The sequence below is a fragment of the Waltera acetigignens genome (genome assembly GCF_025567015.1).
In the GTDB taxonomy this organism is placed as follows: Bacteria; Bacillota; Clostridia; order Lachnospirales; family Lachnospiraceae; genus Acetatifactor; species Acetatifactor acetigignens.
The window spans coordinates 22,247-44,671 of sequence record NZ_JAOQJO010000025.1 but is presented as its reverse complement, the minus strand read 5'-3'; the positions used below and the strand labels follow the sequence as shown (position 1 = coordinate 44,671).

Annotated in this window: 25 protein-coding genes; 23 read left to right on the top strand and 2 right to left on the bottom strand. The window is 45.9% G+C overall.

Annotation, left to right across the window (positions count from 1 at the left end):
* On the bottom strand, positions 1-1,145 hold a 1,145-nt coding region (locus tag OCV96_RS18135; RefSeq protein WP_262595097.1), incomplete at its 3' end, for an ATP-binding protein.
* 193 nt (positions 1,146-1,338) lie between these two features.
* Between OCV96_RS18135 and OCV96_RS18130 the strand changes: the two genes are divergently transcribed.
* From OCV96_RS18130 to OCV96_RS18035, 20 genes are all read left to right on the top strand, one after another.
* Positions 1,339-1,542 (top strand): helix-turn-helix domain-containing protein, encoded by a 204-nt coding sequence (locus tag OCV96_RS18130; protein ID WP_262595096.1) that lies wholly within the window; start codon positions 1,339-1,341, stop codon positions 1,540-1,542.
* Positions 1,520-2,191, top strand: coding sequence for a response regulator transcription factor (locus OCV96_RS18125; RefSeq protein WP_055214723.1), 672 nt, complete (start codon positions 1,520-1,522; stop codon positions 2,189-2,191). Before OCV96_RS18130 ends, OCV96_RS18125 begins: the two co-directional genes overlap by 23 nt.
* Position 2,192: 1 nt before the next feature.
* The gene (locus OCV96_RS18120) at positions 2,193-3,200 is read left to right on the top strand and encodes a sensor histidine kinase (protein WP_262595095.1); all 1,008 of its coding nucleotides are present in this window, start codon (positions 2,193-2,195) and stop codon (positions 3,198-3,200) included.
* Positions 3,201-3,316: 116 nt separating this feature from the next.
* Positions 3,317-3,997 carry an ABC transporter ATP-binding protein gene (locus OCV96_RS18115; RefSeq protein WP_055214727.1) on the top strand — a complete coding sequence of 227 codons (681 nt, stop codon included), beginning with the start codon at positions 3,317-3,319 and terminating at the stop codon, positions 3,995-3,997.
* On the top strand, positions 3,997-6,513 hold the full coding sequence (locus tag OCV96_RS18110; RefSeq protein ID WP_262595094.1) for an ABC transporter permease: 2,517 nt from the start codon (positions 3,997-3,999) through the stop codon (positions 6,511-6,513). The genes OCV96_RS18115 and OCV96_RS18110 overlap by 1 nt, the downstream gene beginning before the upstream one ends.
* 54 nt (positions 6,514-6,567) lie before the next feature.
* The gene (locus OCV96_RS18105; protein WP_055214731.1) at positions 6,568-6,942 is read left to right on the top strand and encodes a hypothetical protein; all 375 of its coding nucleotides are present in this window, start codon (positions 6,568-6,570) and stop codon (positions 6,940-6,942) included.
* Between the two features lie 773 nt (positions 6,943-7,715).
* Positions 7,716-8,330: a class I SAM-dependent methyltransferase gene (locus OCV96_RS18100; protein ID WP_262595093.1), complete on the top strand. Its 615-nt coding sequence runs from the start codon at positions 7,716-7,718 to the stop codon at positions 8,328-8,330.
* Between the two features lies 1 nt (position 8,331).
* Complete coding sequence (locus OCV96_RS18095) at positions 8,332-8,940, top strand: class I SAM-dependent methyltransferase (RefSeq protein WP_117568767.1); 609 nt, start codon at positions 8,332-8,334, stop codon at positions 8,938-8,940.
* 14 nt (positions 8,941-8,954) lie between these two features.
* Positions 8,955-9,860, top strand: a complete 906-nt coding sequence (locus tag OCV96_RS18090) for an alpha/beta hydrolase (RefSeq protein ID WP_262595092.1) — start codon at positions 8,955-8,957, stop codon at positions 9,858-9,860.
* A gap of 195 nt (positions 9,861-10,055) precedes the next feature.
* The gene (locus OCV96_RS18085) at positions 10,056-10,757 is read left to right on the top strand and encodes an L-2-amino-thiazoline-4-carboxylic acid hydrolase (protein WP_262595091.1); all 702 of its coding nucleotides are present in this window, start codon (positions 10,056-10,058) and stop codon (positions 10,755-10,757) included.
* The gene (locus OCV96_RS18080; RefSeq protein ID WP_118668897.1) at positions 10,757-11,248 is read left to right on the top strand and encodes a hypothetical protein; all 492 of its coding nucleotides are present in this window, start codon (positions 10,757-10,759) and stop codon (positions 11,246-11,248) included. The genes OCV96_RS18085 and OCV96_RS18080 overlap by 1 nt, the downstream gene beginning before the upstream one ends.
* Before the next feature lie 42 nt (positions 11,249-11,290).
* A complete protein-coding gene (locus OCV96_RS18075) occupies positions 11,291-11,512 on the top strand; it encodes a DUF6796 family protein (RefSeq protein ID WP_262595090.1) in 222 nt (73 codons plus the stop codon).
* Positions 11,509-12,141, top strand: coding sequence for an L-2-amino-thiazoline-4-carboxylic acid hydrolase (locus tag OCV96_RS18070; protein WP_227732531.1), 633 nt, complete (start codon positions 11,509-11,511; stop codon positions 12,139-12,141). The genes OCV96_RS18075 and OCV96_RS18070 overlap by 4 nt, the downstream gene beginning before the upstream one ends.
* Before the next feature lie 6 nt (positions 12,142-12,147).
* Positions 12,148-12,429 (top strand): hypothetical protein, encoded by a 282-nt coding sequence (locus OCV96_RS18065; protein ID WP_262595089.1) that lies wholly within the window; start codon positions 12,148-12,150, stop codon positions 12,427-12,429.
* A gap of 387 nt (positions 12,430-12,816) precedes the next feature.
* A complete protein-coding gene (locus OCV96_RS18060; RefSeq protein ID WP_262595088.1) occupies positions 12,817-13,257 on the top strand; it encodes a helix-turn-helix domain-containing protein in 441 nt (146 codons plus the stop codon).
* On the top strand, positions 13,236-14,588 hold the full coding sequence (locus OCV96_RS18055) for an MATE family efflux transporter (protein ID WP_262595087.1): 1,353 nt from the start codon (positions 13,236-13,238) through the stop codon (positions 14,586-14,588). Before OCV96_RS18060 ends, OCV96_RS18055 begins: the two co-directional genes overlap by 22 nt.
* A gap of 208 nt (positions 14,589-14,796) precedes the next feature.
* The gene (locus OCV96_RS18050) at positions 14,797-15,417 is read left to right on the top strand and encodes a non-canonical purine NTP pyrophosphatase (protein ID WP_262595086.1); all 621 of its coding nucleotides are present in this window, start codon (positions 14,797-14,799) and stop codon (positions 15,415-15,417) included.
* Positions 15,418-15,521: 104 nt separating this feature from the next.
* Entirely contained in the window at positions 15,522-16,349 is an 828-nt protein-coding gene (locus tag OCV96_RS18045) for a YhfC family intramembrane metalloprotease (protein ID WP_262595085.1), read from the top strand.
* Between the two features lie 107 nt (positions 16,350-16,456).
* On the top strand, positions 16,457-17,299 hold the full coding sequence (locus tag OCV96_RS18040) for an HD domain-containing protein (protein ID WP_262595084.1): 843 nt from the start codon (positions 16,457-16,459) through the stop codon (positions 17,297-17,299).
* Positions 17,300-17,556: 257 nt separating this feature from the next.
* Entirely contained in the window at positions 17,557-17,811 is a 255-nt protein-coding gene (locus OCV96_RS18035) for a hypothetical protein (protein ID WP_022153493.1), read from the top strand.
* Here the strand turns inward: OCV96_RS18035 and ymfI are convergent.
* Positions 17,786-18,520, bottom strand: coding sequence for an elongation factor P 5-aminopentanone reductase (ymfI, locus tag OCV96_RS18030; protein ID WP_262595083.1), 735 nt, complete (start codon positions 18,518-18,520; stop codon positions 17,786-17,788). The two genes, OCV96_RS18035 and ymfI, sit on opposite strands and share 26 nt — an antisense overlap.
* A gap of 217 nt (positions 18,521-18,737) precedes the next feature.
* On the opposite strand from ymfI, the gene trxB reads away from it, so the two are divergent.
* The 3 genes from trxB (at position 18,738) to hpf (ending at position 22,289) form a co-directional block, all read left to right on the top strand.
* The gene (trxB, locus tag OCV96_RS18025) at positions 18,738-19,652 is read left to right on the top strand and encodes a thioredoxin-disulfide reductase (RefSeq protein ID WP_117465499.1); all 915 of its coding nucleotides are present in this window, start codon (positions 18,738-18,740) and stop codon (positions 19,650-19,652) included.
* Between the two features lie 284 nt (positions 19,653-19,936).
* Positions 19,937-21,127, top strand: a complete 1,191-nt coding sequence (locus OCV96_RS18020) for a C40 family peptidase (RefSeq protein ID WP_118537757.1) — start codon at positions 19,937-19,939, stop codon at positions 21,125-21,127.
* A gap of 634 nt (positions 21,128-21,761) precedes the next feature.
* Positions 21,762-22,289: a ribosome hibernation-promoting factor, HPF/YfiA family gene (gene hpf, locus OCV96_RS18015; protein ID WP_022313187.1), complete on the top strand. Its 528-nt coding sequence runs from the start codon at positions 21,762-21,764 to the stop codon at positions 22,287-22,289.
* Positions 22,290-22,425 lie beyond the last annotated feature (136 nt).

Below are 22,425 nucleotides of genomic sequence, written 5' to 3'. Positions count from 1 at the left end.
TTTACATTTTTCAAGATGACTCTGAAATCTGTCGCTGTTGAGGAAAATTCGGGCTTATATGCCTCTGTGTATCCAGGCAGCTTTTCGGTTTCACTGACGATTTTGCGTAGGCCACTTCCACGGCGTTCCATGTACTTCATGCGGTGGAACAGGTCAGCAATCACAGGGTTTCGTCGCATGGAACGGATACTGTAAATATCGTATTCCTGAATTGAGCCGCCGCCAAACATACCGCCCGGAGATGTGATTTCCACCCGATCATCAAACATATCAATATGGATTTCGCTGCCAAGCACAATATAATCACGATGGATAAGCGCATTAACAAGAGCCTCTGTCACAGCTCGTTCAGCATAATCCGGCTTGTCTACACGATACTGTGCCTTTTTGACAAAACGGACTTTGGAATTATTGCGAATAAATTCACTGCCGCTGTTCAGTAAATAAATCAAATTTCCCTCGTATTCTTTATCGTCCAGCGCATCATCAAAGATAGAGCCTTTTTCCAAGCCATTCCACCGGGTACAGAACATACGGGAGTTATAAACCGTGTGCTGATCGGTCATGAGTTTTCCGGCATTGGTCAGGAGTCCATTTTTATCAGTCAAACCAAAGGAAACATAATCGGATGGCTCAAAGCGGAGACCGGTTCGTTCCAGATAGGTTGCTTCCAGAAGTGTAAAGCTGTAATCCTTTTTTACCGCGTCTGTTGTTAGGGTATCAAAGGACTGATTGGTTCCCTTTAAGATCAGTTCATTCACAATGTAATCCGGTGCAATTACGCTTTCATTTCCAACACGGATATATGCTTCCATCACTCCGTCTGCCTTGTAATAGTATGGGGTGCTGCGGCCAGGAGAAACATCCAGAGCCAACAGATTTTTACCATCTTCCTGCAATGGCTTTAAGATAAACTGTGGTAATGGTGTGATACGTTCTTTGATTAAGCGGCTGATCGCTTCGGCATCCTTTTGAACATCGGACAAGCCGATAGGCTCCCGGTCATCAGAGACTCCGAAAAACAGAGTGCCGCCGATCCCATTGGAAAAGGCACTGACACTTTTTAACCAGCTTTTTGGCTTTTTTGTTTCGAGAGCAACTTTGAAATCACATTCCGTTGCTTCGGCAATGAGCTGTTCTATCATAAAATCCCTCCTTTGAGGTTGTAGAATGTTCTTTTTTATTATACCCAGCGGAGAAAGTTATTGCAACGATAGAAGCAAAGAGGACTGTTAAAACGGTATAATAAGGTTATTCCGATTATTATTGGAGAGGTTGTCTGCATACTTGTACTCTTCGAGCAAAAGAATTATAATGTAGTCTGTGGAGGTATGCGGTATGGATTACATGACATTGAAAGAGGCAAGCGAAAAATGGGGCGTGACCCCACGATGGATAAACTATTACTGCACTGCGGGTCGCATCCCCGGTGCTGTAAAAATGGCGACGATTTGGCTGATTCCGAAAACTGCGGAAAAGCCGATTGATGGTCGGACAAAAAGAAGAAAGGGAGATAAGCATGAAAAAAATACTGCTGGTTGAAGATGACCCCAATATAGTGTCCTCCCTTACTTTATTTATGAAAAATGAAGGCTATCTGGTTGACAGCGCAAATGGACAACAAACTGCTTTACAGAAAATAGCTCAGGAACAATACGACATTATCCTTTTAGATATTTCGTTGAATGATGGAAATGGTTTTAGCACTTGCTCAGCAATTAAGAGCCAAAAAGACATTCCCATTATCTTTCTGACCGCAGATGATGATGAATTTAGTGTTGTTAGCGGTCTGGAATTGGGTGCAGATGATTATATTTGCAAGCCGTTCCGCCCAAGAGAATTATTGGCAAGAATCAACACTGTGTTGCGCAGAAAAAATGGAAAAAGTGAATTTCTGTCTTGTAAAGATATTACAGTTGATGTTCAAAAGGCGGTTGTCCGAAAAGGAAATACAGAGCTATTCCTTTCGGCATTAGAATACCGTTTGCTGTTGGTGTTTTTGCAGAATCCGGGTGTTGTATTTTCAAGGAAAAAACTACTTGAAATGATTTGGGATGTTACAGGTGATTTTATTAGTGACAACACATTGACTGTCTATATGAAAAGATTGCGAGATAAAATTGAAACAAATCCACAAGAGCCGGAAATTCTTTTGACTGTTCGCGGGCTTGGGTATAAGGCTGGTGAATAACATGGATTTTTTACGAAACAAGGAAGTTCGATTGCAAATAATGCTCTGTATTGGTGTGACGGTGATTGGGAGTGTTTTAAGCTATTTCTTTTGCATGAAGTTCTATTGGGTTACATTTTTAACTGGCTGCGCCATCACCGCTATTTCCCTTATATTCACATATCGCCGCTATATGAAGATTTCTTCTTTAAGTCAGGATATTGATAGACTATTACATGGTGAAGAAAGTATTCGTTTTGACGATTATGGTGAGGGAGAGTTAGCTGTTCTGGAAAATGAGATTTCAAAAATGACATTACGGCTTTTAGCGCAATCGGGACAGCTGCAAAAAGACAAAAAATATTTAGCGGATTCTTTGGCGGATATTTCCCACCAATTAAAGACACCGCTGACTTCTCTTGAAATATTGAATGCTGCGCTTTCACAAGAAGGTATTGACTTCGAACAGCAATCTTCACTATTGCATGAACAGTTATTACTGTTGTCACGTATGGAATGGCTGATTGACGTTTTATTAAAGCTGTCGCGTCTTGATGCAGGGACAATCAAATTCGAAAATAAGTCCTTTCCTGTGGAAAAATTAGTCCAGCAGGCAACAGCGCCATTTGATATCATGCTGGATATTAAAAATATTAAAATGGATATTTCAGATATAGAGGAAATTCAACTATACGGGGATATCAAGTGGCTTGCAGAAGCTTTGTCTAATGTTGTAAAAAATTGTATTGAATCTACTCCCGATGGAGGACAAGTAAAAATCAGCGCTGAAGAAAATGCCATGTATGTGAAATTGTGTGTTATCGATAGCGGAACAGGCATAGCGGAGGAAGATATTCCACACTTATTTGAGCGTTTCTATCGAGGTAAGAACTCCGGCAAAAACGGGGCAGGGATTGGCTTGGCCTTAGCAAAAGCGATTATCACGCAGCAGAACGGAAGGATTATCGCTGAAAACATAATGCCATGTGGGGCAAAATTTACAATTTTCTTTGACAGAGGGGTTGCATAATGCAATCCCTTTTTTGCAAAGTGACATTTTTGTAATGAAAGCGTAATAATAGAGTTATTTAAATTTGCTATGATTTCATCATTGTACGGAATTACTTTCAGCAGGAGGAAACAACAATGGAAATATTAAGAGTTGAAAATGTTTGCAAAACATACCACACAGGTGAAACCACAGTGAATGCCTTGACTGATATTTCATTTTCAGTGCAAAAAGGAGAATTTGTTGCAATAATTGGCGCATCTGGCTCTGGTAAATCCACTTTGCTCCATATTCTCGGCGGTATTGATCGTCCCACATCAGGCGAAGTAATTGTAGATGGTCAAAGTGTGTATGAACAAACGGAAGATCAACTTGCCGTGTTTCGCAGACGCCAAGTAGGACTGATTTACCAGTTCTATAACTTGATTCCGGTCTTGAATGTAGAGGAAAATATTACCCTGCCTATTAGGCTGGATGGGCGAAAAATAAATAAGAAGCGTTTAGCAGAATTGTTAGAGGTACTTGGCTTAACAAAGCGTAGAAAGCATTTGCCAAGTCAGCTTTCAGGCGGGCAGCAACAACGTGTGTCCATTGGTCGTGCGCTTATTAACGCTCCTGCAATTCTCTTAGCTGATGAACCTACGGGAAACCTGGATACACAAAACACACAAGAAATCATGCAACTTTTGAAAGCTTCTAATAAATCCTATCATCAAACGATTGTCCTGATTACCCATGACCGGGAAATCGCTTTACAAGCAGATCGGATTTTGGAAATACAGGATGGTCAGCTTGTCAGGGATGAGGTGATTCGCTGATGGAAACAATATTTACCCTTACATTAAGGACACTGCAACAAAACAAAAAGCGTGCATTTCTTACGATTTTCACGATCATTCTTTCGGTAGGTATGATGACTGCTGTCTTGTGTGGCGGCTGGTCCATGCTTCGCTTTTTGCAAGAGAAAGAAGCCGTATACGGTGGAGATTATGCGTATCGTATTGAACTCACCTCGCAGCAGCAAGCGGAAACTCTTATGCAAGGAAAGAATATAGAGAATGTGTCGTTGCTACGTTTCGCTGGAAGTAGTTTTTACGGAGAACCATCTAATAAAAATTTGCTTGCCATTGCAGAAATCAACGATGCATTTGTCGAAAATTTTTATCTGGAACAATATTTACTGGAAGGCCGTTACCCGTTCAATGAAAATGAAATTGTCTTAACGCAAGATTTTATTGACGATAATGGGCTTACATTCTCTGTTGGGGATACGATACAACTTTTACTTGGTACGCGAGTGTGGGACGAAATCGACACAGAGTTATATGGATTAGTAAATTATCTGGGTGATAGGGAAAGTTTTCACCCAGATACTGCGGAGCGGACATATACCATTGTTGGTATTGTATCTGAAATGAATGGGTCTAAAGTAGCCAGTGATTTTAACGCTTATATCGGAATTAGCAATAATGAAACTAATTTATCGGCATTTGTAAAGTGCAAGGATATTTCTAAGTCTATATACGCCGAAGCGGAAGAAAATGCAAAAGCAGTTGGTGGTATTGTGTCAGCATTCCATTCTGATTTGCTCATTTATCATGGTGTGACTGCGGGTAAGGGAGCTGTAAAGATGATTGCGGCTGTTGCTGTAGTTATTTTATTGCTAATGGCTGCTTGCTCTGCCATGATTAGCAATGTCCTTTCGATTTCTCTGCAGGAACGTATTAAGCAGCTTGGTATGCTTGCGAGTATCGGTGCAACAAGTAAACAGAAGAAAGCCAGCGTTACCATAGAAGCCTTTCTACTTGGCATAATTGGTATTCCATTGGGCCTGTTATTTGGTTTGGGTTTAACGGTTGTTGTTCTGGCAATGATACGGATTTCCTTTAAAGACACTTTTACTTTTGGAATGATTGAGCTAAAAACATATATTTATTGGCTCCCTTTTCTCCTGGGAGCAATTTCAGGTATTGGTTCTTTGTTTTTTGCTTGTAAAACTCCGGGAAAAATCGCTTCAAAAGTTACAGTAATCGATACATTGAAGCAAACCAACATTTATCAAGTAAAGCAAAAATGGATAACACATGGAAAACAAATGTCAATATTTTTTGGAATCTACGGATCGTTGGCTTCAAAAAATATCCATCGGAATCCGAAACGCTTTCGTGCGATAACGCTTTCTATTTTTTTAGCTGTGGTTCTTGGGTTATCCTTGTATAGTTTTTCGGATTTTATGCTTTTTCAAACATCTATGGATATGAAAGAAGATGGTTCAAGTTATACAGATGTTCAAGCTGCTGTTCCGTATAAAGATTTAGCAACTGCTGCGAAAGCAATTTCTGATGAGGGTATTTCAGCAGACATATCCTATCGTATTTCCCGATACATGACAGCTGCATTTGAGGAAGAAAATATCAATTCAGGTATGGCGGGATACTTTATAAATGGCAACTTTGCAGAATTATATGTTGTGGGTATTGATGAAGAACATTTTCGCGCTATTTGTAAAGAAAATGATTTGAATTATACAGGATATGATGGCAAACCAAATCACGGAATACTATTCAATCATGCAACTGGGAATTATGGTACGTCTCCAAATCGTGTTGTAGTTGGTTCTCCGTTTGTGCTTGAAAATGGGTGTAAAATCGAACTGGAATACGGCGACGATACAAATAAAACGGTCATTGTTCAAGATATTGTGAATGGAAATAATGCGAGTATTCAATCACAATTTGTTCAAGATAGAGCTGTCTTGATTGTTCCAATGTCTTTTTTTCAGTGGCTGCTGAATGATGATACCGTTATTGAACTTACCATTAACACAGCACAGCACGAAGAAGTTGCGGAGTGTTTAGCGGATACGGGATTTTTTCAAGTGGTTGATGTGGCAAGTACAACGGAAAATTCCCGCCAGACATATATGCTTCTCAAAATGATGGTTTGCATCTTCACGGTCTTAATGACAATGATTATTGGACTAAATGTATGCAATACGATTTCAAATACCATAGATGTCCGTAGAAGTGAGTTTGCAGTATTGCGATCTGTTGGCATGACATCTGGTGGTTTAAAGAAAATGTTACTTTTGGAATCTGTATTATATGGCATGAAGTCGCTGATATTTGCAATACCGATCAGCTTAATCATTCATTATGTCATGTATTCCATGATTTCGAAAGGAATGACCCCATTTGTGTTTTATATCAATTGGGGAGCATACGGAATCGCTGTTATTATGGTTGCACTTGTAGTAGTAACGGCAATGCTGTTTTCTTTGCGAAGTATTGAAAAGGTTGAAATTGTGAAAGAATTGAAAACTGGGAGCATGTAGTTCAAGACAATCGGGAATTAGGCACATCTCGTAAAATGAAAGGAAAGAAATGAAATGAACAAAAAACATATTACTCATGGCAAGTTGAAAGTATTTATGATATTATTTTTGGCTGTTATTTTGATTGTTCTGGTTGTAGTATGCGCCAAGAAAATTAAACTTTCTCAAAACGAAAAAAATATTATCGGCACATGGAAAAACAGCAATTCAGAAAATGTAATTACAGTTCAAGACAGTGACACTCTAATACTGTACAATGACATTCCTGAAGCAGGTTTATATCATGGTAATGCTTCTTATCATTTCAGTTACACAGATACTATCTGTGTAACACAGGATGACATCAGTGCGGAGTTTTGTGTTGATGTTGATGAAAATCAATTGATAATCTACTTTGCAGGTCAGGTATATTTAGTGTTGCAAAAATAGTAACAGCGCGTAAATCAATTTAAGTATGTAGCATCATAGTACATATCGGAAAGCGGGACTCTCACCAGCTTTCAGTTACCATCCGAAAATCCAAGGCAACGCCTATTCTGATTCTGGCTTCCCAATTTTGTCATGCGGAGCACATGTGGGTATTTCGGCAAGGCGCACACGCATACATTTGAGAGCTGTATTTGACAGAGAAGTTTCTGGCAAAGGCTCAGGCACTCATACAGTTATATTGCGAGCTGAAGAAGTAGCTGGAAATATGCTATACGCTGGCTTTCGGCAAAGACCTTGTGATTGAGCCATTATTCAGGTGAGTGATACTTTGTCATCGCTCATTTTGAAAGGGATGGACAAGAAAATAAAACAAACACAATATTTCTAATAATCTGCCGTACGACGGCAAAAGAAAAAAAGCCGTCGTACAGCAGAGGTATTTTCACACACCTAGGGTTATAGTATGATGAAAATTACAAAATAGAATACTATACCATTGCAAATCAGAAGCAAGCACGGTATAATATAGACAAAAAAACGAAGGCTACTGCAACGGTGCAAAAAATAGATTTTGGCTGTTTCCACAAGGAGCAGATTGAGAATCGTTATCCTCAGTGGCTGAAAACGCTGGTGTGCAGTGCATGGAGGAAGTTATTTAATAAGGCGAAAGGCCGCAGAAATGCGGCTTTTCTTAAACACACGAGTTAACCGAACCTAACTTGCAGATCTGCGCGTGCTGGTTAGAGTGGTCTAACTATAAAAGGGAGACGGCAATGCAAGATCACAAGAATTTCTGGGACAGAAATGCAGGTCTGTATGACTGCTTTATGCGAAAAGACAGGGCAGCATACGAAAAAATATATGAGCTGATCCGTCCGGTCGTGAAAGACAAAACAGTGCTGGAGCTGGCTACAGGAACGGGACTGATCGCCAAGCATATCGTAAAAGTAGCGGCATGCATTGAGGCGACGGACGCCTCTCCAAAAATGATTGCAGAAGCCAAGCGGGGAAATTGCTCTGCGAAGCTGCATTTTTCCGTGCAGGATATGTTTTCTTTGCCATACGCAGGCAATTCATTTGATGTGGTGATCGTATCCAACGCATTGCACATCGTGCCGCAGCCAGAGAAATCACTGCGAGAAATCAAACGGGTGCTGAAGGACGATGGTGTGTTGATCGCACCAACCTTTACTCATGCGGAAAATTCACTTAGAGGAAGGATCAAAGTCCATTTTATGAAATTGGCAGGATTCCCTCTGCATAGCAGGTGGACGAGTGAGGAGTATCTGAGTTTTCTGCGGCAGAACGGGTGGAGGGTGCGAAAAAGTGCTGTGCTGGAAGCGTCCTTCCCGCTGACCTATGTCGAATGTGTGAAATCGGAGGTGTGATATGTCATTCTTTGAAAACACCCGAAAGCCCGTAGGACTTGGCGGGAAGATCATGGTTGCCATGATGAACTTCGGACACAGCGCAATGGCAGCGTGGGGACTTCAATTTTTGCAGCCTGCCCCGGATGCCATGGTACTGGACTGCGGCTGCGGCGGTGGAGCGAACATTAAAACGCTGTTGAAACTGTGTCCCAAAGGCAGGGTGCAGGGCATCGACTACTCAGCCGTCAGCGTGGAAAAAGCGCGAAAAGTCAATGCCAGAGCCATTGCGGCAGGACGGTGCAACGTGCAACAGGCAAGCGTGACAGAGCTGCCGTTTGAAGCGGAGCAGTTCGATGTGGCGACCGCCTTTGAAACGGTCTACTTCTGGCCAGAGCTTGCACAGAATTTCAGAGAGGTCTATCGGGTGCTGAAGCCCGGCGGGATCTTTTTCATCTGCAATGAAGCAAACGGCGAAACAGCAAAAGATGACAAATGGACACAAATTATCAATGGTATGACCATCTACACGGACACTGCACTGAAAGCATATCTGGAGCAAGCAGGATTTTGTAAGATCCAGAGCCACAAAAACAAAAAGGGGTGGCTGTGCGTTACAGCGCGGAAATGAGAGGAAAAAAAGCCATGAGCATTTTTGCATCCATCCTGCGGGCAGTGTATAGACTCTCCGGAGTGAAAAAGTCTTTCACATTGCCAGAGAACGAACTGCGAAAGGAAATTGAAAAGCAGAACCGACATCGAGGCGTTTTTACGCCGACCGACCACAAGGCATATTATGAGACGATTACAGTCAACGGTTTTCCATGCCTGATCGTACGTGAAAATCCGAATCCGTCAAAGCGCGCCATCCTCTATTTCTTCGGCGGCGGTATGGTGATCGGCCCGGACAAGGGCGATCTGCCAGTCATGCGTAAGCTGTGCCGTGAGACCGGCTGCGATGTGTGGTTTCCGTTCTACCCGCTCTGCATGGAGCATTGTATCACCGAAACCTACGAAATGGTCTATGAATGCTACCGCAGAATGCTCGAATTGTACGGCGGTGGAAATGTCAGCACCTGTGGCTTTTCCTCCGGCGGCGCACTGGCTCTGGGAATCGCAGCGCACAATAATGCGCAGCCGGAGCCGTTGCCGCAGCCACGGCATATCGTTGCCGTATCACCCGGCGAAGTGCCATGGAACGATGGCGAAAAATCGCGGATGAAGGCATTGAATGAGAGAGACGTTTCCATCGATTATGCCTTTATGGTGACGGTGGAAAAGTTTATGCGGCATGGCTGTAAGAATGTGCCGGACTATATGCTCTCCGGCTCCCGGGGGGATTTTACCGGCGTTGGCGATATTCACTTCTTCTATTCTGCGGATGAGGTGCTATACGGTGCGCTGCCGGACTTTGAGGAGGCCTGCAAACGCGCTAAGGTTTCCTATACAGTGTCCGCCCGCCCGAAGATGGTGCATTGCTACTGTATGCTACCAATCTTCAAGGAGGCGCGCGAGGATTTCAAGAAAATTACGGATATTTTGAAAAAATGATGCCGGAAACGGCCATATGATTATTGGTATCTGGAGGAAGAAACATAGAGCGAAAAGAAGCCATTCGCAGTGCCTATCGGCTGACAGGCGGCAACAATTTTTATGACGGCACGATCACCTGCTCTATGATGCCTACGACGAATCGGACGACACCGAAGAAAATGCAAAGAGCGGTTTTCGGAAAGGAGTGGGAAGATGAAGGACAGCGAATTACAAATTGACCGTAGCTGCCATGTGCTGTATTCCAAACCCTGCAAAAAGGAAATTCTGGCGAAAATCACTCTGCACTATCCGGAGGTGGAGCGCAAGGCGGTCTGGGAGCAGGTGCAGCTGAGATACGCAGAGCTTCTTTCCAAGTGGCGCACCGACCTCGGCGGTAAAAAGAATTTTCACAACGGCACGGGCGGCACCTACGACTGCATCGCCATCATGTGCTTTTACGATGTGTGCCGAGATGTGACCACATTCCGTGAAATTGAAGAGATCGAAGAAAATCTGATCCTGCCGGCCTTCCGGAAGCTGCGTTTCGTTGACGCCAACAAGCCATTCTGGAAAAAGCTGATGTATCGGGCATTCAGTACCGCCCAAAAGCACTGTGACACATGGCATGATTACGAGATGGATGTTGCACCTTACGAAAACAGCAAGCCCATCTATTATGAATTTACGGCGTGTCCGGCGGCGGAATTTGCTAAGCGGTTCGGATTTGCGGACATTATGCCCGCCCTGTGCAATGTGGACTATGCGTCCATGGAACTGCTCCATGCAAAGCTCGTGCGGACGACCACCTGCGTGGACGGCTGCCGATGCGACTATACCATCTGCGGCGATAAGGATCCATACGTAAAGGAACATCCCGAATACCGGGATGAAAACGGATACAGGAGGAATAAGTAATGCTTTTACAGGTGATTCTGGAAGGTCTTGGGTTGGGGGCTTTGCTGGCTCTTGTCTGTGCTGTGGGCATCCGCAAGGGGGCTGTTGGGATGGTGCATCTCTACAGCCCGGCAGTGCAGCAGCGGTGCGTGAAGCTGGGACTTACGACACACGAGAAAATCAAGCGCAATTCTCAACTTTTCAAAGCTGTTTGCATTCCCGGCTATATTGGTTATGTGCTGGTCTGTGTCTATGGGATAAACGGTGCGAAAGGCTTTGCGGCGGGCTTCTGGCAGCTGCTTGTCATCTTGTCCGTTATGAATCTCATTGACCGCTTTTTGATTGATGGCTACTGGGTGGGGCACACGAACGTATGGACGATTCCCGGAACAGAAGATCTGAAGCCCTACATTACTGCAAAAGACAAGCAGAAAAAGTGGCTTTTCGGCACGGTGGGTATGGCAGGTATAGCAGCGGTGCTGGCGGTCCTTATGACGGCTTTTATTCACTGAGGAAAGGAAAGACAATGAAGTTTAAGACATTGGGAAATCGGAATGCTCCCGCTGAAAAACACAGCACAGCGGATATTGGCATCCTTCTGCAACCCCATCGTTTTTACGGGGATTGTGGGAAATCTCTTCACGCTTCTGCCGTGGCCGCTGGATCAGATCAATCACGGCACGGAATCCACCGGACACCTGCTGGTTTTGGTATTGGGGCTGGTGTTGCTGCGGGAGAAGGCAAAATGCGGAGAATGTAAGGAGGCAGTGCAATGAAATACATGGGTATGCCAATGGGAATGTGGGCGTTGTTTGCAGGCTCATTCCAAAAGCAGTTGACGGCGGTGTTCGGCTATGATGCCGATGCGGCACAAGCGATCACGAAAAAAGCAAAGCCGAAGTACAAAGCAATCATTGCAGACCTGCCGGAGTTTGAAAAATCGGACCGCTTCAAGATGAACATCGTCAACTGCGCAATGCTCGGCGCGTTCATTCTCTCCATGCCGCAGCGCCCGGCGGTAGACCGCCTGACGGATTACTACGCAAAGGCGATGATGACAGCGCCCATGCAGTGGTTCTGCCGTAAGAGCGGAAAAAGCAAGTTCACCGCAAAGGATATCGCTGCCATGAAAACCACTGCCGCTCTGAAAGCCGCCGACCGCAACCCCTATTCGTGGAACATGGAGTTTTACGAATACCCGGATGGCAGCGGCTACGAGGGACGCTTTACCAAGTGCGGCATCTGTGTGCTGATGAAGGAGCTGGGGCTGTACGACCTGACCCCTGCTTTGTGCCGTCTGGACTACACCATGAGCGAAGCGGGCGGCGTGACAAATTTTGTGCGGCAGTACACCCTTGCCTCCGGCGGGCCCTACTGCGACTGCGGATACAAAAAGAAAGGGTAACGGACGATGAAGAGGAAGGAAACCTATCTTTCCCGTGATTTCCGGGAGACTGCGGCACAGCGCTTTCCCGCGCGGGCAAAGGAACTGAACACCGCTTTCGATATGCGCCTGAGTGCGCTGCTGGCTGAAAATGCAGATGCAAGCAAGGAAAAGCAATACCACCTCAAGCGGCAGATCTTGCCGGACATTGCGGCCTACGAGACCTTGCAGCGGGTCATGCCGAAACGCGGGATCTTGGCGTGTTTGGCAAGCTGCGCAACTGTTCGACATGATTCTGTTCCACACTAGGGTATGCGAGAATGGGAAGAAGATGGAGCAACCCTTGGAGAATAAGTGATGAACAATGTTCTGGGGAATGGCCCTTTGATCAGGACAAGGTGTACGGGGGATTTCTAAGAGAAAATCAAATCGGAAATGCAGGATTGGCCTGGAGAACAGAAGATTGTGCAGGAAATCTTGAAAGAGGACGAGCAGAAGAAAGAGAAGCTGCATGAGCAGGAAGAAGAAAATAGACAGAGCAGTTGACGATGGAATATCCGGTGCAGTGTGGGTGTAATGCTCATGTTGCATCGGTTTTTTTGCGTAAAAATAATATTTGATAATGTTGATTTTCAACTGTTCTTAACTCAAATATTGTATCTTAACTCAAAAAGAGTTAAGATTGGAGGCGAACACATGGAGTATCGCAATAAAGTCCTTGGAATCGAAGTGGCTTATGAGGATTTGCAGGAACGGTGCAGCGCCGAAAAAAAGACAAGGGAAGAAATACTTCCATCGGCGCAGATGCTTCTACTGCATTTCATTTATGGAGGCGCACAGGAACTATCTACAAGTCAAGCCGCGAAGAACTTGGAACTGACACCTACTTCTATATCAAGGGCATCGAAACAGCTTGAAGAAATGGGATTGCTGCATATAAAGAAAGAAGGTGTGCCGCAGTTTTATCGGTTTAGTCACCCAATTACAAATCAGTATCCTGCGATGATTGAACTTTTCATGCGAAAGCTGGATGCCATCCAACTTCCAGAAGATGCAGATGAACGAGTTGAAGAAGCCATGGAAGAATGCAGAAGGAACTGTGGAGGAATAGGATCATGTCAAAAGATGAGTATTTGATTACCGATGCACCGCTGAAAGCGCTGACGGTTTTTGCAATGCCGATGATTCTCGGCAGTTTTTTTCAGCAGGTATACAATATGGCTGACTCCATTATCGTCGGTCAGTTTGTGGGTTCCTCTGCACTGGCAGCTGTGGGTGCCTGTGCAGCCCTGACGAATGTTTTCATTTGTGTGGCACTGGGTGCCGGTGTCGGTGCTGGTGTGCTTGTGAGTCGCTATTTCGGCGCCAAAGAGTATGGCAAAATGAAGACCATTGTGTCTACGTCACTGATCAGCTTTTTGCTTCTGAGCATCCTCCTTGGTATCTTTGGCTTTTGCTTTTCCCATGCGATGATGAGCGGGTTACAGACCCCTGCCGATATTCTGGAGGAAGCGGTACTGTACTTGCGGGTCTATTTTGTGGGCTTTCCGTTTTTGTTCATGTACAATATTCTCTCCACCATGTTCACTTCCATTGGTGAATCAAAAATTCCGCTGGGGCTGCTGATCTTTTCATCCATTCTGAATATTGTGATGGATCTTTGGATGGTAGCCATTCTGGGGCTTGGTGTATTCGGCGCGGCGCTTGCAACCCTGATTGCCCAGGGAATTTCCGCTGTTTTTTCACTTTTGATTTTCTTATACCGGATGCGGCAATACCAAAGCCCGTTTCAGTGGTTTGACGGGCGCAAGCTGCGCTCGATGCTTCGGATCGCAGTGCCCTCGGTCCTGCAGCAGTCTACCGTGTCGATCGGTATGATGATCGTACAGGCAGTGGTAAATCCCTTCGGCACACAGGCACTTGCAGGATATGCGGCAACGATGCGGGTGGAGAATGTTTTTTCCCTGATCTTCGTGTCCATCGGCAATGCAGTTTCGCCGTATGTTTCCCAGAACCTTGGGGCAGGAAAAACCGAGCGTATCAAAAAAGGTTATCATGCGGCATTGGTGTTGGACGTGTGTTTTGCGGTGGTTGCCTTTCTTGTCATTGAAACACTGCACACGCAGATTTCTTCGCTATTTCTTGGAAAAGACGGAACCGCGCTGGCTTATCAGGTGTCCGGAGATTATATGAGATGGCTTGGTTACTTCTTTATCTTTATGGGAATTAAAATGGCGACCGATGGAGTTCTTCGCGGACTTGGAATCATGCGCCCATTCCTTATTGCCAACATGGTAAACCTTGCGATCCGCCTGTCCGTGGCTTTGATCTGTGCGCCGCGTTTTGGCATTGACTTTGTCTGGCTTGCTGTGCCTGCAGGCTGGCTTGCTAACTTTTTGGTTTCCTATGCGGCGCTCAGAAAATCCTGGCCGGGCGAGAAAGTGGAGCCATCTCGAATATTTTCATAATCCTTGAAATTGTCCTTGAAATATGCCATCATTAGTCCATGGGATGCAAAAGTATAAAAGAGTTAGAAAGAGCAGGTATCATATATGAAAAAGAAGATCATTGTTGCAGTAGTGGTAGTTGTTGTGATTTTGGCGGCGATCGCGATTATCTCTGTCCTGGCACAGACACCGGCGCTGATCTGACCGGAAAGGAAGCAGGACAACGCTTATGAAACTGTTATACGGTACCGGCAATCCGGCAAAGGCAGCTGCCATGCAGAACCGCATAGCCGGACTTGGCATTGAACTGATCAGTCTGCAGGATCTGCAGGCACAGGGTATGGAGATCCCCGATGTCCCGGAGACAGGCAATACGCCTCTGGAGAATGCCAGGCAGAAAGCGCATGCTTATTATGAAGCTTTTCGTATGCCTGTATTTTCCTGTGATTCCGGGTTGTATTTTGAAGATGTCCCGGAGGCGGTCCAGCCTGGGGTACATGTGCGTACGGTGAACGGTGTGTATCTGACGGATGAGCAGATGCTGGAGCACTATATCGGACAGGTAAAACGCTATGGGAGGCTTACGGCAAAATACCGCAATGCCATCTGCTATGTGCAGGATGAGGAACATGTATATGAGGCGATGGAGCCTGACATGGAAAGTGAGAAATTCTGGCTGACGGATGTACCCCACAGCAGCATCCGCAGAGAGGGGTTTCCGCTGGACAGCATTTCCCTGGATCCCGGAACCGGGAAATATTTCTATGATCTGCCTGAGACGGCGGTGGATCAGGTGGCGGTAGAGGAAGGTTTTCTTACCTTTTTCCGGAGAATCTTACAATACAGATGAAGAAATGTAACTATTCAGAGGCGGTTTTGCGAATGGGGTTCTGAATAGTTACAAAGAAATCATAAAACAACAAAGTGCGGAGAGGCGCCTGGATAGGAGAATATATGGCAGTTGAGAGTATAACAGAAACGGCAATGATCTGGGGAACTGTAAGCAGTGCAAGTATGGTGGGGATGGTGATATCTCTGCTATTATCCGTGGGTTTACCCATATTTTTGTGTATTTTTATCTATAAGAAGACAAAGGCGTGGGTGCCGGCATTTTTCATCGGCTGCGGTATCTTCGTGGGCTTTGCCATGATCTTAGAGCAGATCTGCCATGCCATCGTGCTGACGGTGACCGGAAGCGTGATCCGGGACAATATCTGGCTGTATGCGATTTACGGTGGGCTTGCAGCAGCACTTTTTGAGGAGTGTGGCCGGTGGATCGCCATGAAGTTCTGCCTGAAAAAGCATCTGACCCGGGAAAATGCGTTGATGTACGGCGCCGGACATGGCGGCATTGAGGCTTTTCTGATCCTTGGTATGTCTTCTATGAGCAATCTCCTTACCGCAGCCATGATTAACGGTGGCCTGATGGAGAAGACTATGACGGCATTGGAGCCCGCACAACAGGAGGTAACCTACCATCAGCTCTCTGTTCTCTGGACCACGCCGGCTTACCAGTTCTACCTCGCACCGGTGGAGCGGATCAGTGCGATCGCCCTGCAGATCGCGTTGTCGATTCTTGTATACAGTGCGGTGAAGACAGGCAGAAAGTTGCATTTGGCAGCAGCCTTCGGACTGCATTTTGCAGTGGACTTTCTGACTGTGGTGTGTGCCTCCACGATTCCTACATGGGCATTGGAGCTTGGATTGCTGATGGTGGTTGCAGTGATCTGTGTAGCGGTATACAAGCTGGCCTATGTATCGTCGGCAGAGAAAAAGGCCTGACAGAGACAAAAACCATCAGATAAGAAGGAATGGATTTGAAAAAAACGAACAGGTCATGAGTCATGAAACATGATATAAGAGATAAGAGGCAAAAGAGGCAACGAACAATGAAGATCAACAGAGAAAAAGCACTGGCAGCATTTCAGGAATACACGGACCGTTATGACAGCAGCCGGGACATGATCCGCCTGAAAATAGAACACACCTACCGGGTCTGCGGATTGTGTCAGCAGATCGCCAGATCTCTGGACCTTCCGGAGGAAGAGGTGGACATTGCGTGGCTGACCGGACTGCTCCATGATGTGGGACGCTTTGAACAGCAGCGGGTATATGGTACCTTCACCGATGCAGATTCCATCGATCATGCGAAATACGGAGCAAGGATTTTATTTGGTAAGGTCTGGGAAGAGAAACACGGACTTGCTTCCGGAAGCGAAGAAAACCTGTCCGAGGAAATTCAGGCAGACGCCGGAATCAGTATCCGGGATTTCGTGGAAGATGCTTCCTGCGATGAGCTTCTGTGGACGGCGGTGTTTTATCACAGCGCCTACCGGATTCCGGAAGAACTGGACGAACGTACGGCAATGTTCTGCCATATCTTACGGGATGCGGATAAGATTGATATCTTGAAGGTCAATGTGGAATTCCCGCTGGAAGAGATCTACAATGTGGACACCGAGGTATTATATCAGGAGGAAGTGACGCCGGAAGTGTTGCAGAGCTTTGATGAGGAGCACGCTGTACTGCGTTCCCTGAAGAAAACAGCGGTGGATAATGTGGTGGGACATATTTCACTGGTGTACGAGCTGGTCTATCCAGAGAGCTGCCGTATTGTGAAGAGACAGGGGTATCTGGATAAGCTGATGAATTTTGAATCACGGAATCCTCAGACGAGAAAACAGTTCGAGCATATCAGAGAACATATGAGAGAATATCTTGCCGGAAAATAATGTTGGATACCTGACAGACAGAAACCAAACTGAAAATCTCACGGATGGCGGGGAATACCGTTATTCGTGAGATTTTCATTTACAAAGAGCGAGTTTTCGTTTTGTATATCGCAGATTCCTCCTGCACAGACTAAACAGTAGCACTTGATCGATAACATATGCAAAATTATGTTATCGATCAAGTGCACGATTGTTATGCAAAAACAGGATGCCTGTAAAATGAGGCATCTTCGCAGAACGCGGGAAAGGAGTTTGCAATGGATGGATTGACTGGGGGAAGCGGCGGAACAGAAGCGTTTCCCTTGAATGAACTGCCGGTAGGATTCGGCATGGCGCTGGCGATGAATGAACAGGCCATGCAAGGCTATGCGGCACTGACAGAGACGGAGAAGGAACATCTGATCCTCCGGTGCCGGGATGCTGGATCCAAAGAAGAGATGGAGCGGATCGTGGCATCACTGGTACCGGGAGAATCGGCGGAGAGTGTTATTGCCAGCCTCCGTCAAGAGTAAGGATCTGTCCGGTGAGATAGGTTGGCGCCTGGATGAGCTGGAGGACAAGTTTTGCGACTTCCTCCGGCTGGCCCAGACGGTCGGCGGGAATCTCTTCCCGGAGGGCGTTCATTTCCTCGGGGGAGAAGCAGTGGTTCATGGCAGTATCAATAACACCGCAGGAGATGGCGTTGACCTGGATATTACTGGGAGCCAGCTCCTTGGCCAGTGCTTTGGTGAAGCTGTTCACACCACCCTTGGAGGCGGAGTAAGCCACTTCCATGGAAGCTCCCACATTTCCCCAGACGGAGGAAATATTGATAATGCGTCCGCTGTGCTTCAGCAGCATCAGAGGCACTGCCAGACGGCTGGTGTAGAAGCAGGAGCTCAGGTTCGTATTCAGGACATGCTGCCATTCTTCGACACTCATATCCGTGAGCAGACCAATGTAAGAGATTCCGGCGTTGTTGACCAGTACATCCAGATGGTCCAGGGAGGCAAAAACTTTTTCGATGGCAGCGGGTTCCGATGCGTCCGCAGCCATGGCGGTGCAGGTGATGCCATATTTTTCTTCTAAACAGGCGGCCACTTCCTGAAGGTCCGGCAAGGTATGGCTACAGGTGAGGATCAGATGGTAGCCGGCTTCGGCCAGGGCTTCTGCGATGGCCCTACCGATGCCGCGGGAGGCACCGGTGACAAGAGCCAACGGTGCGTTCTTTCTTGTATTCATGTAAAGTATCCTTTCTGAATTATTGTTTTTCATTCACGGCGGCAGCCCGGCATAAGTCATCCGCAAAGTCCATCAGCTACCACGGGTTCCGCTATTCTACAGCAAACTTTGGAGATAAAACAGTGCCGGATGCTAAAAACCTGTAAAACGAGTGTAGCACAGATGGACTTGCTTTTCCATAGGGGAACTGCTACACTGGACAAAAGGAGAGAAAATTATGTACGATTTGATCATTATCGGTTCCGGTCCCGCAGGGCTGTCAGCTGCAGTCTATGGTAAGAGAGCGGGACTGAATCTACTTATTATAGAAGAAAAGCCCATGAGCGGCGGTCAGATCCTCAATACCTATGAGGTGGATAACTATCTGGGACTTCCCGGCATCAGTGGATTCGATATGGGAATGACGTTCCGGCATCATGCAGAGAAACTGGGAGCGGAGTTCCTGGAGGCTACGGTACACAGTGTGGAAGAACGAGGCGATTACAAATGCGTCTATGCGGGCAACCAGGAACTGGAGACCCGTACGGTGATCTTTGCCACCGGTGCGGAACATGCCAGATTAGGAGTACCCGGCGAGGAAGAATTGAACGGCATGGGGGTATCCTACTGTGCTACCTGTGACGGTGCCTTTTTCCGGGGCAGAACGGTGGCTGTGGTCGGCGGCGGTGACGTGGCACTGGAAGATGCCATCTATCTGGCAAGAACCTGCGAAAAGGTGTATCTGATCCACAGAAGAGATAGTCTGCGGGGGGCTATGGTATTGCAGGAGGAATTAAAGAGTCTCCCTAATGTGGAGATTCTCTATGACCATGTGGTTACAGAGATCTGTGGCGAGGACATGGTGGAAAAGCTGCGTATCAAAAATGTGAAGACAGAAGCGGAAAAAGATCTGGAGGCAGCAGGCATCTTTATCGCTGTAGGCATCCATCCCAACACGGAACTGCTGCGGGAACTGGTGGCAGTCGGGGAAGACGGTTATATCCCTGCGGATGAGACCGGAGAGACCGGCCGCCCCGGCATTTATGTGGCCGGAGATATCCGTAAGAAACCTCTGCGCCAGGTCGTAACAGCGGTGGCAGACGGTGCCAATGCAGCAGTCAGCGCGGGAAATTACTGCAACCGTTTTCGTTAACAGACACAGATTAGTAATAAATTCATTAAGAAATTCGGAAGAAAACCGAAGAATATTTAAAGAAAAGAGTCACCTGGATGGTGGCTCTTTTTATGTAAAAACACCGCAAACCCGCATGAAATGGGAATTTCTTACAACATTGACAATTAATTCACTATATTGACAAATGGGAGTTCGCGTGATATATTTGTTAACGGATGTAACAAATTCGTAACAAATGATTTGAAAATGTAAAGAAATAAGTTAAGAAATTGAGACAGCTCCAAGAGTTTCAGGAGGATAGAATGGTTCGTAAATCTGTAAAAATTACCGTTTGCACCATGGCAGCGGTTATGGCTTTTTCCGGAATGAATATCACTGCAAATGCAGCAGCATCTTCATCTGTACTGCCCAGCGGCGGTATCGAGCTGACCCTGGCAAAGGGCAACAAGCTGGAGAGCCTTTCCACAGGTACCAACAGCACGAAACAGATTGAAAGCATTATTGAGACTGTGATCCGTGACGATCAGATGGATACCACCCCGGAAGCATCCGAGGAGGAGTCCTTCAAGAATCTGGTAATCGCACAGGTGAATGATTATGTAAATGTAAGAAGCCTGCCCAGTGAGGAAGGTGAGATCGTCGGTAAATTGTATGACGATTCCGTTGGTCTCTTCATTTCCGAAGAGAACGGCTGGTATCAGATTTCTTCCGGTTCCGTAACCGGTTATGTAAAAGCCGAGTACTGTGTGACTGGCGACGAAGCAGTAGAACTTGCCAAGAAGGTAGGAACCCGACTGGCAACCGTTAACACCACCACATTGAAAGTTCGTACCGAGCCTTCGCTGGAAGCATCGGTGCTGGGTCTGGTTCCTCTGGAGGACGATCTGGTAGTATCCGATGAGACCGATGGCTGGGTACAGGTAGATACCGAGGAAGGTCTTGGATGGGTCTCTACAGAATTTGTTTCCCTGCATACGGAATTCGTAGAAGCAGAATCCAAAGAGGAAGAAGCAAAGCGTCTGGCAAAGGAGAAAGAAGAGAGAGAAAGAGCACGTGCCGCAGCGGCAGCCAAGGCAGCCACAAGCAGCAAGAGTTCTGGCTCTTCCAGTAGCGCTCCCGCAGTTACTTATGCGGCCAGCGGAGACAGCGAGATGGGTACCGCAGTTGCCGACTATGCATTACAGTTCGTTGGTAACCCTTATGTATACGGCGGATCCAGCCTGACCAACGGCACCGACTGTTCCGGATTTGTAATGAGTGTATATGCTAACTTCGGTGTAAGTCTGCCTCATTCCTCTTCCGCAGACCGCAGCCAGGGTTCCGCGGTTGACGGACTTGCCAATGCACAGGCAGGTGACCTGATCTGTTACTCCGGTCATGTGGCACTGTATATCGGTAACGGCCAGATCGTTCATGCATCTACCGCCAAGACCGGTATCATCGTATCTAATGCGGATTACAAGAAGGTACTGGCAGTTCGACGGATCTTCTGATTATATAACAGAAAGTACAAGGCACTGTGTGGAAACACACAGTGCTTTTTTGTGTGTATACGATGAGCGAGACTACTCGATTGCACCGTGTCATGTGGTCGGTTTATTTTCCATGTGGACAGGATGCTGTGGGGACAGTGGAACTTAAGTGCCGATAAGGCAAAAAACTATAAGTTGTATAACGAATTGTGCAATTTGTCAAAATATTGTTACGCGATGAAATGGGGATTGACAAAACGGAACTATACAAAGTATACAAAAAAAGTGACACGAACGTAAAAACGATAGAAAAGAAATTTAAATACAAAATAAGTTATCCACATCCAAAATGCCAGAAAATAGGATAAAAGTTACTTATACACCAAGTTATACACATTATCCACAGAAAAACCGGCACTGCAAGGGGGATAAATTTACGAAAAAACAGGAACAAATGTTTTGTGAACATGTAATAAAAATAATAAAATGACAGGATTTGTCGATTTTAGGGTTGACATACAGAATGTCAAAAACAAGTAAAAAACTTCTTAAATTGTTGCAAAAAGCTGTGCTATTGTGCTATAATGACTATACAATAAATACAAGGGATGCTACATAAAACCTTGTAAATAAATACTTGGAAGGGATGATCAGCATGAAGTTTATTATTGTTGGCAGAAACATCGAAGTTACACCAGGATTAAGAGCAGCAGTGGAGGAAAAGATCGGCAAGCTGGACAAGTATTTCAATCCCGACACAGAAGTACATGTAACATTAAGCGTTGAAAAAGAACGTCAGAAAATTGAGGTGACCATTCCGGTAAAGGGAAGCATTATCCGTTCGGAGCAGGTAAGCAACGATATGTATGTATCCATTGATCTGGTGGAAGAGATCATTGAGAGACAGTTGAAAAAATATAAGAACAAGATCGTTGACAAACAGCAGGCGGCAGCTTCTTTCAGCAAAGCCTATGTAGAGAATGATTACACAGACGATGACGAGATCAAGATCGTTCGTACCAAGAAGTTCGATATCAAGCCCATGTATCCCGAGGATGCCTGCATTCAGATGGAACTGTTGGGACACAACTTCTTCGTATTCTGCAACGCAGAGACAGATCAGGTAAATGTAGTGTACAAGAGAAAGGGCGATACCTACGGACTGATCGAGCCGGAAGTATAAAACCGGACAGAAAATTAAATAAAGACAAATTTACAGCCTGCCGGAATTTCCGGCAGGCTGTTTTGTTGTATGGGAAATGATATGCCCCGGAGATTTTCGAATTGTCTGAATACCGGAAAAATCAGAAACATAACCT

Bases quoted from the DNA above. Each gene is read 5' to 3' on its own strand.
- OCV96_RS18130 (WP_262595096.1), top strand. From the start codon at position 1,339: ATGGATTACATGACATTGAAAGAGGCAAGCGAAAAATGGGGCGTGACC.
- OCV96_RS18125 (WP_055214723.1), top strand. From the start codon at position 1,520: ATGAAAAAAATACTGCTGGTTGAAGATGACCCCAATATAGTGTCCTCC.
- OCV96_RS18120 (WP_262595095.1), top strand. From the start codon at position 2,193: ATGGATTTTTTACGAAACAAGGAAGTTCGATTGCAAATAATGCTCTGT.
- OCV96_RS18115 (WP_055214727.1), top strand. From the start codon at position 3,317: ATGGAAATATTAAGAGTTGAAAATGTTTGCAAAACATACCACACAGGT.
- OCV96_RS18110 (WP_262595094.1), top strand. From the start codon at position 3,997: ATGGAAACAATATTTACCCTTACATTAAGGACACTGCAACAAAACAAA.
- OCV96_RS18105 (WP_055214731.1), top strand. From the start codon at position 6,568: ATGAACAAAAAACATATTACTCATGGCAAGTTGAAAGTATTTATGATA.
- OCV96_RS18100 (WP_262595093.1), top strand. From the start codon at position 7,716: ATGCAAGATCACAAGAATTTCTGGGACAGAAATGCAGGTCTGTATGAC.
- OCV96_RS18095 (WP_117568767.1), top strand. From the start codon at position 8,332: ATGTCATTCTTTGAAAACACCCGAAAGCCCGTAGGACTTGGCGGGAAG.
- OCV96_RS18090 (WP_262595092.1), top strand. From the start codon at position 8,955: ATGAGCATTTTTGCATCCATCCTGCGGGCAGTGTATAGACTCTCCGGA.
- OCV96_RS18085 (WP_262595091.1), top strand. From the start codon at position 10,056: ATGAAGGACAGCGAATTACAAATTGACCGTAGCTGCCATGTGCTGTAT.
- OCV96_RS18080 (WP_118668897.1), top strand. From the start codon at position 10,757: ATGCTTTTACAGGTGATTCTGGAAGGTCTTGGGTTGGGGGCTTTGCTG.
- OCV96_RS18075 (WP_262595090.1), top strand. From the start codon at position 11,291: ATGCTCCCGCTGAAAAACACAGCACAGCGGATATTGGCATCCTTCTGC.
- OCV96_RS18070 (WP_227732531.1), top strand. From the start codon at position 11,509: ATGAAATACATGGGTATGCCAATGGGAATGTGGGCGTTGTTTGCAGGC.
- OCV96_RS18065 (WP_262595089.1), top strand. From the start codon at position 12,148: ATGAAGAGGAAGGAAACCTATCTTTCCCGTGATTTCCGGGAGACTGCG.
- OCV96_RS18060 (WP_262595088.1), top strand. From the start codon at position 12,817: ATGGAGTATCGCAATAAAGTCCTTGGAATCGAAGTGGCTTATGAGGAT.
- OCV96_RS18055 (WP_262595087.1), top strand. From the start codon at position 13,236: ATGTCAAAAGATGAGTATTTGATTACCGATGCACCGCTGAAAGCGCTG.
- OCV96_RS18050 (WP_262595086.1), top strand. From the start codon at position 14,797: ATGAAACTGTTATACGGTACCGGCAATCCGGCAAAGGCAGCTGCCATG.
- OCV96_RS18045 (WP_262595085.1), top strand. From the start codon at position 15,522: ATGGCAGTTGAGAGTATAACAGAAACGGCAATGATCTGGGGAACTGTA.
- OCV96_RS18040 (WP_262595084.1), top strand. From the start codon at position 16,457: ATGAAGATCAACAGAGAAAAAGCACTGGCAGCATTTCAGGAATACACG.
- OCV96_RS18035 (WP_022153493.1), top strand. From the start codon at position 17,557: ATGGATGGATTGACTGGGGGAAGCGGCGGAACAGAAGCGTTTCCCTTG.
- ymfI (WP_262595083.1), bottom strand. From the start codon at position 18,520: ATGAATACAAGAAAGAACGCACCGTTGGCTCTTGTCACCGGTGCCTCC.
- trxB (WP_117465499.1), top strand. From the start codon at position 18,738: ATGTACGATTTGATCATTATCGGTTCCGGTCCCGCAGGGCTGTCAGCT.
- OCV96_RS18020 (WP_118537757.1), top strand. From the start codon at position 19,937: ATGGTTCGTAAATCTGTAAAAATTACCGTTTGCACCATGGCAGCGGTT.
- hpf (WP_022313187.1), top strand. From the start codon at position 21,762: ATGAAGTTTATTATTGTTGGCAGAAACATCGAAGTTACACCAGGATTA.